The following is an 11,948-nucleotide window of genomic DNA, read 5'->3' on the forward strand; positions in this document are numbered from 1 at the left end:
CATCGACATGGGGAGAAGTCCCCAATAAGTGAAGTCCAAATTCGACCCGAGAAGCCCACAGCTCGATACACTTCTGCAGTGTCGAACCCAGCGATCCTCCTCGTGGCGCTCGTCGTCTTCCTCTTCGTCGGGGCCAACGCATCGTTCTGGACCACGGTCTCCGCGGTGCGCGCCCTTCGCGAGCGACGGCTTCGCCTGCACGAGGTGCCGCAGACCCTCACGAGCACAGCCCTCCGACCGAGGGACGTCGCCATCCTCATCGCCGCGCACGACGAGGAACGCGGCATCCAGCGCACCGTGCGCTCGGCGGGTCAGCACGTCCCGCGCTCCAACGTGTTCGTCGCCTCGGACGGCTCCCACGATTCGACCGCCGCCATCGCGAGAGCCGAAGGCGCGAACGTCGTCGACATCTCACCGAACCGCGGCAAGGCGGGGGCACTCGAGCACGCCATCCGCTGGTTCAGGCTCGCCGATCGGTTCGAGGTGGTGATGCTGCTCGACGCCGACACCGTCCTCGGCCCGGACTACCTCGACTCCGCGCTGCCGCTCTTCGCCGACGAGCGTGTCGTCGCCGTCGCGGGGACGGCGAGGACCGCACTCTTCCCAGGCCCGACCTCGCGTCTCGGCGACCTCCTCATCACCCACCGCGACCGCATGTACGTCGTCATGCAGTACCTGCTCAAGTTCGGTCAGGCCGCGAGCTTCGCCAACGCCGTGATGATCGTGCCCGGCTTCGCGTCGCTGTACCGCACGCGCATCCTCGCCGAGCTCGACATCGCCGCACCCGGCCTCGTGATCGAGGACTTCAACATGACCTTCGAGGTGCACGCGAAGCGGCTCGGCCGGATCGCCTTCGACCCACGCGTGGCCACGGCGTACACGCAGGACCCGGACACGCTTCGAAGCTACATCGCGCAGGTGCGTCGCTGGAATCTCGGCTTCTGGCAGACCCTCCGGCGCCATTCGCGGATGCAGCCGCGCTTCGGCACCCTGGCCGCGGCGTCGGTGGTCGAGATCACGATCAGCTCCCTGCTCATCGCCCTGGCTCCCCTCCTGGTGCTGGCGTCGTTCACGGTCGGCCTCCCCGAAGTGGTCGCGTGCCCGTCGCTCGAGGAAGCCGCCGCACGTTTTCCCGCGCTCCTGCTGCTCGCCGCGTTCTTCGCAGCGGACCTGGCGCTGACGCTCGTCGCCCTGTGCATCTCACGGCGACTCGCATTCCTGAGATGGGCGCCCCTTCTGCCCGTTCTCCGCTGGCTGGACGCGCTGCTGTGCCTGCAGGCCGCCCTGCTCAGCCTGCGCCGGAGCGGCGACGGCCGTTGGCGGAGTCCCGTTCGCCGCTAGGTGCGCTCCAGCTGGGGTGGCGCGGCGCTCCGCTCCTCGTCGTGTTCGGCGGAGGCGAGCTCTTGCTCGATGCGCTCCTCACGGCGGGCTCGTCGGCGTTCGAGCGGGCCTTCGACAACGGAGTAGAGGGCTGGCAGGACGAGCAGCGTCAGCACCGTGGAGGAAAGCAGCCCGCCGATCACGACGAGCGCGAGCGGCTGCGAGATGAAGCCGCCGTGCCCCGTGATGCCGAGTGCCATCGGGGTGAGTGCCAGCATCGTCGCGAGCGCGGTCATGACGATGGGACGGACACGTCTGGCGCCTCCGGCGAGCATCGCCTCGTGCACGGCGAGGCCCCGCTCCCTGAACTGGTTGACGAGGTCGATGAGCACGATGGCGTTGGTCACGACGACGCCGATGAGCATGAGCACGCCGATGAGGGAGGCGACGCCGAGGGGCACACCGCTCGCGAGCTGCAGCAGGATCGCGCCCGTCGCCGCGAACGGCACGGACACGAGCAGGAGCAACGGCTGCAGGAGGCTCTTGAAGGTGGCCACCATGACGATGTAGACGATGAGGATCGCAGCCAGCAGCGCGAGCCCGAGCTGCTGGAATGCGGCCGCCTGGTCGGAGCTGACGCCGCCGAGGGCGGCCGTGGCGCCCTCTGGCAGGGTGATCGTGTCGAGCTGCTCGGTGATGAGCGCATTCGCCGAGCTGAGGTTGTCGTCGGTGGGCACGACGGTGACGGAGGCGAGTGGCACCCCGCGCTCGGACGAGATGGAGACGGGCCCGTCGACGATCTCGACGCTCGCGAGCGTCGTGAGCGGGACGGGGCCGAGGGCCGTTGGGATGCTCGTGGCTCGGAGCGCATCGATATTCGCCGGCGGTTCCGACCCGACGAGCACGACCTGGACGCTGGACCCGTCGACGGTGAGCGAGCCGACGGGGGTCGGCTGTAGCTGCTGGGCGACGATCGCCCCGATGGCCGTCTGGCTGAGCCCGTACTGGGCGGCCGTAGCCTGGTCGATGTCCATCTCGACGAACGGTCGGGTCTCGTCGAGGTCGCTCGTGACCTCGCCGAGCTGCTCGACTCCCGCGAGCACGGCGACGACCTGGTCACTGGCCTGGCGGAGGGTCTCGGCATCCGGTGCGGTCAGGTCGACACTGATCGCGCTCGAGAATCCGGCGCTGCCGCCACCGCCGACGGAGATCTCGCCTGCCCCCTCGAGGCCGTCGAGCTCCTCGCGGAGCTCGGCCTGGATGGCGTCGGAGTCGGCGTCGGTTGAGGTGGTCACGGAGAAGCTCGCGCGGGAGGCTCCGCCGCCGGTGAAGAGCGATGCCGCTCCCCCTCCGCCGATCGTGAGCTGCACCGTCTCGACGCCTTCCTTGGCCCTGATGAGGTCTTCCACCTGGGAGGCGGCCTCGCCGGAGGCGGCGAGCGTGAGGTTGGGTTCGAGGGTCTGCGTCACCGTGAAGCTGTTGCTGCCGGTGTTGCCGAGGAAGTTGGTCTTCATGAGCGGCGCGAGTGCGCCCGTGAGGATGAGGATGAGCAGCGCCGCGCCGAGCGTGATGAAGGGGCGGCGCAGGGTCCAGCCGAGGACCGGCTCGTAGCCGCGCTGCAGCCAGCTGCTCTCTTCACTCGACGAGGCGAGTTCGGAGTCGGGGCCATTCTCCGCGCGGCCGACTGCGGTGGCCTCCTGCTCCGCCTGGCGGCGGAGCGCACGGCGGGGGTGCAGGTCCTCGTCGTCGCTGCGCAGTCCGAGCGGCGCGAACCGACCGGCGTCGCGCTTGGCACGCTCTCGACGCGGGCGCACGCGGACCGGCTCGATGGGAGCCTCATCGCCGCCCGCAGCGGGGAGAGGCTCCTGCGCGGTGACGCTGCCCGAGCTGCGTGTGGCCTCGCTCGCGAGGACCGCCTCGCGGGCTCGGGCGGCCTCGCCTGCGGGGGTGCCGCCTCCGGCCCAGGTCTCCGCCGTGCCGACGCGGGCGCGGCGCTTGCGATGCCGCCCTCCGAGCATCCAGTAGGCGAGCACGGGGACGATCGTGAGCGAGACGAGGAGCGACGCGAGGAGCGCGATGACGCTCGTGAGGGCGAACGGACGGAAGAGCTCTCCGGAGATGTCGCCGACGAATGCGATGGGTAGGTAGACGGCGACGGTTGCGATCGTGGCGCTCGTGACGGCGGTCGCGACTTCGCGGACCGCCTCCGTGATGACGCGCACGCGCTCGGTGCCGCGCAGGCTCGCATCCGGGTGCATCGACATGTGCCGCTTGATGTTCTCGATGACGACGATGGAGTCGTCGACGACTCGCCCGATCGCGATGGTGAGGGCGCCGAGCGTGAGGATGTTGAGCGAGTACTCGGCGGCCTGCAGGCCGATGAAGGTCACGAGCAGCGAGGTCGGTATGGAGATCGCCGTGACGAGCGTGGCGCGGAAGGACAGCAGGAAGACGAAGATGACGATGACCGCGAAGACAAGGCCGAGGAGGCCTTCCACGACGAGGGTGTCGATGGACTGCTGGATGAACGGGGCCTGGTCGAAGACGATCTGCAGGGTCGCTCCCCCGCCGATGGATGCCTGCAGCGCCGGGAGCGCGTCCCTAACCGCCTGCGACACCTCGACGGTGTTGGCGTTCGCGAGCTTCGTGACGGACACCGTGAGGGCGTCCTCGCCGTTGACGCGGGAGATGGAGGTCGCGGGCTCCGGCCCGAGCTCGAGGGCCGCGACGTCGCCGAGGGTCGTCGTGGCGGGGGCGGCCCCGCTGAGGGGCAGGGCGGCGATGGCGTCGACGTTGTCGAGCAGCGTTCCGGCCTGCACGGTGAGGGCGTCGTCACCCTCGGTGATCTGTCCGATGGGGATCAGCGTGCCTGCCGCGTCGAGCGTGTCGCGGATGCTCTGGACGCTGGCTCCCGCCCCCGCGAGCGCCGCCTGGTCTGGCGTGATCTCGATGCGGGAGACCGGTGCACCGCTGACGGCCGCCTCTCGGACGCCATCGAGCTCGGTCAGCCCTGGCACGGTCGAGCTCTCGAGGCTGGCCGCGAGCTCCTCCGTGCTCGTGCCGCCCGTCGCCGCGATCTGGATGACCGGGAAGTCGTCGATCGAGCCGCTCAGCACGGTCGTCTCCGTACCTTCCGGCAGCTGGCTCTCGATGCGGTTGAGCGCCTGCTGGATGCGCTGCTCGGCGTAGACGGTGTCGGTGCCGTACTCGAACTCGACCGTCACCGACGAGAGGTTCGCGCTGGAGGTGACCTGCGTCGAGGAGAGCCCCTGCAGCCCCTGAAGGGAGGTCTCGACGAGCCTGGACACGTCCTCGTCGACGATCTCCGGCGATGCGCCCGGGTAGCTCGTCACGACCGACACGATCGGCAGGGAGACCGAGGGAATGAGCTCCTGCTTGAGCGAGGTCATGGACAGTCCGCCGAAGAGGAGCACGGAGAGCGTCACGAGGGCGATCAGCGCGCGGTTCTTCAAGCTCATCTCAGCGAGTTTGTGCACTCCGTCAGTGTCGCACGCACCACCGACACAGCCCGGGACCCTGACTGAGTGCGTCCCGAATCCGCGGTTCGGGTCGCGCTCGCCGATCAGCCGCGCCGACCGATGGCGGGATCAGCCGTTGCCGAGCGCGACCCAGAGGCTGAGTGCGGGGATGGGGAACGCGAAGAGCACCCCGGCGACGAGGTTGAGCAGCCAGTAGCGCCTGAGGATCGCCGCGAACTCACGCAGGATCGCGCTCGGCCAGTAGTAGCGGGCGACGGGTGCCTGCACAGCCTGCGCATCGATGCCGAGCTCCCTCGCGAGCATCGCGGCGCGCATGGCGTGGTAGTTGCTCGTCGCGATGATGCCGGGGCCGGTGACGCCCTCGCGCTCGAGGATCCGCATCGTGAAGCGGAGGTTCTCCTCGGTGTTGACCGATTCCTCCTCGCTCAGAATGCGCGGCTCGGCGGCGTTCCCCGCCATCCGCACGGCCCCCTGGCGCCCGTCGGCGCCGGCGTTGGCGGAGTCGGCGTTGGCGGGGTCGAGCGCCCACTCGCGCATGGCGCGCCCCTCCGCGAGCGCCTCGTCGCCGCCCTGCCCGCCGGACATGACGACGACGGAGGCCCCGACCCGGTGCGCCGCATCCAGGCCCGCCCGGATGCGCGCGGCGAGCAGCGGCGGCACGCGTCGCCCTCCGCTGAGGCCGGAGCCGAGCACGACGACCCAGGTGCCGACGGCACCGCGAACGAGCCGCGAGTAGAGCCACGAGTAGGCGAGGAACAGGGCGAACGCCGCCCCGAGGTAGGCGGCTCCGGCCGCGAGGAGGAGCGCGATGGAGATGAAGACATCGTCGCCGACGAGGATGGCCGCGAACGGCAGCGCCGCCAGCGCCGTCAGGATGACAGCCAAGACGAGGGACAGCAGATTCCCCAGCGAGCGCCCCTCGCGTCGGATCATGCGGGCCCCATTCACGTACAGCAGCACGATGAGCGCCAGCAGCAGAGCGGGCGAGAGCACGAAGGGCAGCCACGTCAGCGTGCTGACGAGCATCGACACCTGACCGTCGAAGCTGGAGACGGCGCTGATGAGGACGACGGCCGCGGCGACGATCCACACGCCGTTGCTGAGGCGTCGAGGCTCGTTCCTCGTGCGCCGCACGGCGATGAAGGCCAGTCCCGCGCCGACGACGAGGGTGAGCAGTACCGACACCCATGACAGTTCCTGCGTGATGATGTCCTGCTCCCTCGCGACACACCCGCCGGGGGCCGCCGACGGTGCGCCCAGTATGCCGCACGCCAGAAGCCAGCTGAGAGAGTCGCGAGCGCACGCGAATCCCCAGACTCGCGATATAACGTGACTTGCAGTCGTCGGGCGCGAAGCCCGACGCGCATCAAGAACCCTTTCCCGAGGAGCAGCAGTGGCTATTGAACAGTGGATCGTGGACGGACCCCGCGTCATCGACGTGCAGACCGTCCGCAGCGTTCGCGCGAGACTCGCAGGCGGCGCCATCAGCGTGCTCGCGCACGACGAGCCGAGCACCCGCATCGAGGTGTCCGGCATCACCGGCCGCGATCTCAAGATCGCCATCGACGGAGACCAGCTCCTCATCGACCATCCGCAGCTGTCCTGGACCGACGTGCAGACTTCGGCGAAGACCATCTGGAACCAGCCGAACGTCGTCGTGAGTGTGCTCGTCCCCGCCGGCGTCGACGTCGATGTGCTCGGCGTCAGCGCGGAGGTGCTCGTCGCCGGGATCAGCGGACGCGTCGACATCAACACGGTGGGCGGAGAGCAGTTCCTCGACGCGACCCGCGGCGAGCTGCACCTCAACTCCATCGGCGGCGAGATCAGCGTCCGCGGCCACGCTGGGACGGCCGTCGTGAAGACCGCGTCGGGGGACGTCACCGCCACCGGATCTCTCGTGAGCTTCGACGGCAGCACCGTCTCGGGTGCCACGATCGTCGACGTCACCTCTGGCGCCCCCAGCCTCATCGCGAACAGGTCCGTCAGCGGCGCCACCACGGTGCGCCTCCCCGGCGGCACCCACCCCAGCTACCAGGTCTCCACGGTCGGCTCCTCAGTGCAGCTCGACGGCCTCCACCTCGAACCGCTGCGCGGGACCACGTACCGCTCCGAACCCACCGAGGGCGCCGTCACCGACGTGCGCATCAGCACCGTCACCGGTCGAGTCTCCGTGCTCCTCTCCGCCCGCACTCCGCGGGCAGGAGATGCGCCAGCGGACTTCGACGAGCGCATCGACGCCCGCATCGCGACCAGCCCCGTTCCCGACGGCGTCCCCGCCGGGGACGGCGACCGCGAGGCCGCGGCCCCTGCATCCGAGAACGCGGGCGACGAGCCCGAGAACGACACCACACAGCCGGGAGGCACCGCGTGACCCCGCCAGTCTTCGCCCACGGACACCTTCGCCTCTACCTGCTGAGCCTGCTCGAAGACCAGCCGCGCCACGGCTACGAGCTCATCCAGGCGCTCTCCGAGCGCTTCGACGGCACGTACTCGCCAAGCGCCGGCACCATCTACCCGCGCCTCGCGAAGCTCGAGGAGGAAGGGCTCGTCACCAAGCACAACGACGGCCGCAAGAGCGTCTACCGCATCACGGAAGCCGGCCGGCGTGAGCTCGATTCGCGCCGAGAGGAACTCGCCTCCATCGAGCAGGACGTCGACTCGTCGGTCCGCCGTCTCGCCGCCGACGTCCGCCACGGGCTCGCGAGTGCCCGCGAGGAGCTGCGTGCCGAGTTCGCGCGACTCGCCCAGGAGCTCGGGCCGGATGCACGTGCCGGGTTCGAGAAGGCCGCGAGCGCGGGAGCAGCGGGAGCCGCATCCGCTCGTGGCTTCTTCTCCGGCGCAGGCAAGGGATGGGATGCGCCGCGCGAGAACCCGATCACGACGCCAGGCGACACACCGCCCGGCTTCGTGCCACCGGGATTCACGCGCGGCTCGAGCGCGGCGGGCGAACCGCGCCCGCAGGACCCGCCCCGGCCCCCAGCGGGACCAGACGCACCTGGGGCCCCCGAGGCGCCGCAGACTCCGCAGACGCCGACGGCTCCGACGGCAGCGGGCGACGGCCACCGAACGCATGGGCGCTACGACACGTGGTCCTCCGCGAGCAGCTCGCAAGTCTGGAGCAGCGGCACGGCAGACGACGGGGCCTCAAGATCCGAGCCAGGAGGCGACAGCCGGCCGCCGCGAGACGCCCTGCGCGCGCAGCTCGAGGCTCTGTCTCAGGCCGACCTGGTGCTCAACCGGTTCCGACACGAGCTGCGGCAGGAGCTGCGCGCCGCGCAGAGCGAGCAGCGGCTCTCCCCCGGCATCGTGACGTTCCTCGACCAGGAGCTGGAGCGAGTGCGAGAGCGCATCTCGCACGCCCTCGGCTCGCGTGATGACAGGAGCGGCGACGGCGGGGGCACTTCCGACGCCTGAGCCGCGGACCAGGCGCACGCCAGACGCCAGGCGCGAAGGGCGCTCTCCACCACGGGGAGCGCCCCTCGCGATGGGCGCGCCGCAGGATCGCCGCCGCCGCGGGCTGCTGGCGCCCAGCCCAGCCCGGGAGTACGGTTGCCGCGTGCGTTCGCCTGCCCGCTTCCTCCTCGCCGTGTTCCTCGGCGGCACCCTCGGGACGCTCGCGCGCGTCTGGCTGACGTCCCTGACGACGACGTCGATGCTCGATGGCGACCAGACGCTGTACGTGCCACTCTCCGCGAACCTGCACGTCCTCGACTCCGACATCGTCGCGGCGCTCATCGCCAACGTGGCCGGGTCCCTCGCGCTCGGCATCGTCGCGGGAGCGCACTGGCCGGAGCGGCTGGCCACGTTGCGCGCGGCCCTCGGCCCCGGCTTCTGCGGCGGCTTCACCACGTTCTCCCTCATCGCCCTGGCGCTCGCCCTCGTCTTCTCGAACTCCGGCTGGGCGGTCGTCGCGTTCGCGGCCGGCACCGTCGGCGGCATCCTCGCCATCGTCGCGGGGCGAGCCATCGGCCGTCGCGTCTCCCCTCCGCCAGGTGCGGGCCGAGGCCCGGTCGCGCCGAGCCACGACACGTTCGGCCCCGACGGCGGAGCGCCAGCTGGCGGGGTGCGCTGATGGACGTCCTCGTGCTCCTGGCGGTCGGGCTCGCAGGAGGCCTCGGCGCCTGCATCCGGTACGTCGCCGTCGAAGGGTGGCCGCGGATACGCCAACCGGCATCGGCGATCTCCACCGCCCACCCATCGAGCCCGCAGGGCGCAGCCGCACCGCGCCGTATCGCCCCGGAGTGGCGGCTCATGATCGTGAACGTCGTCGCGTCGCTCATCGCCGGCCTCGCGGCAGGGCTGCTCCCACTTCCAACCGTCGCGTCGATGCTCGTCATCTCCGGCTTCTGCGGGGGCATGAGCTCGTGGAGCTCCGTCATGCTCGACGCGACGAACGCGTTGGGTGCCCGCAAGATCGGCAAGGCCGCGATCATCGTGATCATCCAGATGCTCTGGGGAGTGCTCGCGGCGCTGATCGGCGTGACCGTCGGCCAGCTGCTCGGCGAGAGCCTCGGGCTCGGGATGCTCGGCTGGTAGACCCCGGCCGCGGCACCAGCGGTCATCCTCCCGGATGACGCCGGCCCGCGAATACCCTCCCAGAGTCGGGGGCGGATGAGCCCGCAGGCGGTCGAGGCGCGCACCCCCAGACGGGCACCTTGGAAGCATGACTTCCCACCCAGGCTTCCAGACACCGGCCGCGGCACAACCGCACGCGGCAGCAGCACCCGCACCACGCTTCGCCCCGCACCCGAACGATGCGGCGGGCCGCGCATCCACAGCCCTGCCAGCTGCCGGCGGGGTGCTCACGGCGCATTCACTCAGCAAGGCCTACGGACCGACGACCGCCCTCGCGGGCGTCAGCATCGCGGTGCAGGCAGGCGAGGCGCTCGCCATCATGGGCGCCTCCGGGTCGGGCAAGACCACGCTCCTCCACTGCCTGGCCGGCATCGTCACGCCGGACGCGGGCCGCATCGATCTGCACGGCGCTGCCGGCACCCGCGAGATCACCGGAATGTCCGACGCGGAGCGCACCGAGCTGCGCCGCACCGAATTCGGCTTCGTGTTCCAGGAGGGGATGCTCCTGCCGGAGCTCACCGCACTCGAGAACGTCGCCATCGCGGCGATGCTCTGCGGCGTCGACCGCACGCGCGCCGAGCAGGCCGCTGCGCAGTGGCTCGCGGCGATGGGGCTCGCCGGCATGGAGGCCCGCCGCATCGGAGAGCTCTCCGGTGGGCAGGCGCAGCGCGTCGCCATCGCCCGCGCCCAGGTCACCGGCGCCCGCGTCGTCTTCGCGGACGAGCCGACGGGCGCCCTCGACTCAGCGACGAGCGCCGACGTCATGACGGCGCTGCTGGCCGCGACCGCACGGGCCGGCCGCAGCCTCGTCGTCGTCACCCACGACCCCGAGGTCGCGGCGCGCTGCGACCGCACGGTTCGGATGCGCGACGGGTACCTCCTCGAGGACACGGCGGCCCGCGCATGAACGGCAGCCACGACGCCGGGCCCCTCGGCCTCGCAGCGGATACCCGACCGACCGCGAAGGTCAGGGCCGCCGCCCCGTCGTCCGCAGTCGGCACCGTGAGCGTCCCGAGCCCCGCGCCCCGCGGCTCCAGCCGCATCCCGCTCCTCACGATCCTGCGGATGCTCACCCGGCCCGACACCGTCGGCCGCGCCGCCGTCGCCCTGCCGGCCGTGGCCTTCGCCGTCGTGACGGCCCTCACGCTCGTCGTGGTCGGCGGCACCATGATGCTCTTCAACCCACCGCCCGGCATGCCATCCCACGGCTTCTTCGCCGTCTTCGCGCTGACCCTGCTCGCGGTCCCGCTGCTGACCCTCGGCGTCGCGGCGGCACGCCTCTCCGCCCGCCGCCGCGACGATCGCCTCGCGACGCTCAGGCTGCTCGGCGCATCCACCAGAGTCGTGACGCTGCTCGCCGTCGCCGAGGCGACGCTCGTCGCCATCGCGGGCATCCTCGCCGGCATGGTGCTCTACGCCGCACTCCTCCCCCTCGTGGGACTCCTGCACTTCTACGGCGCCCCCATCGGGGCGGCGTCCGTCTGGGTGGGGTTCCCTGTGCTCCTCGCGACCGCGGCCGGCATCACCCTGCTGGCGGCCCTCAGCTCGTTCGCCGGGCTGGCAGCCGTGCGCGTCACGCCCCTCGGCGTGCGCAAGCGCGGCACGCAGCCGCGGGTCAAGTGGTTCGCGCTCGCCTCCGGCGTCGTCATCCTGCTCATCAGCCTCGGCCTCGTCGGCATGATGCAGGGACTCGCGTCGGCCTTCGGCATGATCGGAATCGTCATCGCCGTGCTCGTCCCCCTTGCGGCAGGGATGCTCGCCCTCAACCTCATCGGCAGCCCCCTGGTCGGCCTCATCGGCCGGCAGATGGCGAAGCGCGCAAAGTCACCCGCACGCCTCATCGGCGGGCGCCGGCTCGCCGAGACGCCCGGCGTCGCGTGGCGCAGCGTCTCGGGCATCGCGATGATCGCGTTCGTCGCCGTCATCGGCGGCAGCGGCCTCGCCCTCCTCGACATGGTCGGCACGTCGGGGATGCAGGCAGAGGATCTCATCCTCATGACCGACCTGCGCACCGGCGTCTTCCTGACGCTCTTCATCGCGTTCCTCATGCTGGCATGCACGGTCGGCGTCTCGCAGGCGGCCGCGATCCTCGACGAGCGCAAGCTGCTCATCTCCCTCGATAGGGCCGGCATGCCGCGCAAGGTCTTCGAGCAGGCGCAGCGCGTGCAGGTCTGGGCGCCGCTGCTGCTCGCCGCACTCGGAGGGGCCGGAGCCGCGGCAGCCATCATCCTGCCGATCGTCGGCGCCTCGCTGATCATCGCGCCCCTCGCGATGCTCACGATGGCCCTCTGCTTCGCGCTCGGATTCGGTGCCGTCTGGCTGGCGCTCCTCGGCACGCGCCCCGTCGTCACCTCGGTGCTCGCCTCCGCGCACCGCGGCTAGCGCTCCTGCCGTGCGCCTCGCCCTCTGGTCCCTCTGCCCCCGGAACCCTTGACTCGCTGATCCCCGGTGGAAGAGTCAGCCAGATGCACGCGCCCGATCGGCGGAAGCTGCATATGGCTGACTTTTCAGCGCGAGAAGGGGCGGGGAGGAGGGGGGCGGTCAGGGAGGAGG

Annotated in this window: 9 protein-coding genes; 7 read left to right on the forward strand and 2 right to left on the reverse strand. The window is 71.0% G+C overall.

What is annotated here, in order from left to right; all coding sequences use genetic code 11:
• The first annotated feature begins 78 nt into the window (after nucleotides 1-78).
• Nucleotides 79-1,341, forward strand: coding sequence for a glycosyltransferase family 2 protein (locus C5E06_RS18150; RefSeq protein WP_181063031.1), 1,263 nt, complete (start codon nucleotides 79-81; stop codon nucleotides 1,339-1,341).
• On the opposite strand, the gene C5E06_RS18155 is transcribed toward C5E06_RS18150, so the two are convergent.
• Both C5E06_RS18155 and C5E06_RS19440 read right to left on the reverse strand, forming a co-directional pair.
• Complete coding sequence (locus C5E06_RS18155; RefSeq protein ID WP_258067768.1) at nucleotides 1,338-4,799, reverse strand: efflux RND transporter permease subunit; 3,462 nt, start codon at nucleotides 4,797-4,799, stop codon at nucleotides 1,338-1,340. The two genes, C5E06_RS18150 and C5E06_RS18155, sit on opposite strands and share 4 nt — an antisense overlap.
• 129 nt (nucleotides 4,800-4,928) lie before the next feature.
• Nucleotides 4,929-6,005 (reverse strand): YdcF family protein, encoded by a 1,077-nt coding sequence (locus C5E06_RS19440; RefSeq protein ID WP_181063033.1) that lies wholly within the window; start codon nucleotides 6,003-6,005, stop codon nucleotides 4,929-4,931.
• Between the two features lie 208 nt (nucleotides 6,006-6,213).
• On the opposite strand from C5E06_RS19440, the gene C5E06_RS19445 reads away from it, so the two are divergent.
• The 6 genes from C5E06_RS19445 to C5E06_RS18190 all read left to right on the forward strand — a co-directional run bounded on the left by C5E06_RS19445 (nucleotide 6,214) and on the right by C5E06_RS18190 (nucleotide 11,777).
• A complete protein-coding gene (locus C5E06_RS19445) occupies nucleotides 6,214-7,191 on the forward strand; it encodes a hypothetical protein (protein WP_181059694.1) in 978 nt (325 codons plus the stop codon).
• Nucleotides 7,188-8,234 carry a PadR family transcriptional regulator gene (locus C5E06_RS19840; RefSeq protein ID WP_104307791.1) on the forward strand — a complete coding sequence of 349 codons (1,047 nt, stop codon included), beginning with the start codon at nucleotides 7,188-7,190 and terminating at the stop codon, nucleotides 8,232-8,234. The genes C5E06_RS19445 and C5E06_RS19840 overlap by 4 nt, the downstream gene beginning before the upstream one ends.
• Nucleotides 8,235-8,376: 142 nt before the next feature.
• Nucleotides 8,377-8,892: a CrcB family protein gene (locus C5E06_RS18175; RefSeq protein ID WP_181063035.1), complete on the forward strand. Its 516-nt coding sequence runs from the start codon at nucleotides 8,377-8,379 to the stop codon at nucleotides 8,890-8,892.
• Entirely contained in the window at nucleotides 8,892-9,356 is a 465-nt protein-coding gene (locus C5E06_RS18180; RefSeq protein WP_104307793.1) for a CrcB family protein, read from the forward strand. Before C5E06_RS18175 ends, C5E06_RS18180 begins: the two co-directional genes overlap by 1 nt.
• A 127-nt stretch (nucleotides 9,357-9,483) precedes the next feature.
• Nucleotides 9,484-10,302 carry an ABC transporter ATP-binding protein gene (locus tag C5E06_RS18185; RefSeq protein WP_104307794.1) on the forward strand — a complete coding sequence of 273 codons (819 nt, stop codon included), beginning with the start codon at nucleotides 9,484-9,486 and terminating at the stop codon, nucleotides 10,300-10,302.
• On the forward strand, nucleotides 10,299-11,777 hold the full coding sequence (locus C5E06_RS18190) for a permease (RefSeq protein WP_104307795.1): 1,479 nt from the start codon (nucleotides 10,299-10,301) through the stop codon (nucleotides 11,775-11,777). The genes C5E06_RS18185 and C5E06_RS18190 overlap by 4 nt, the downstream gene beginning before the upstream one ends.
• The last annotated feature ends 171 nt before the right edge of the window (nucleotides 11,778-11,948 follow it).

Source organism: Pseudoclavibacter sp. RFBI5 (assembly GCF_002931395.1).
GTDB lineage: Bacteria > Actinomycetota > Actinomycetes > Actinomycetales > Microbacteriaceae > Pseudoclavibacter.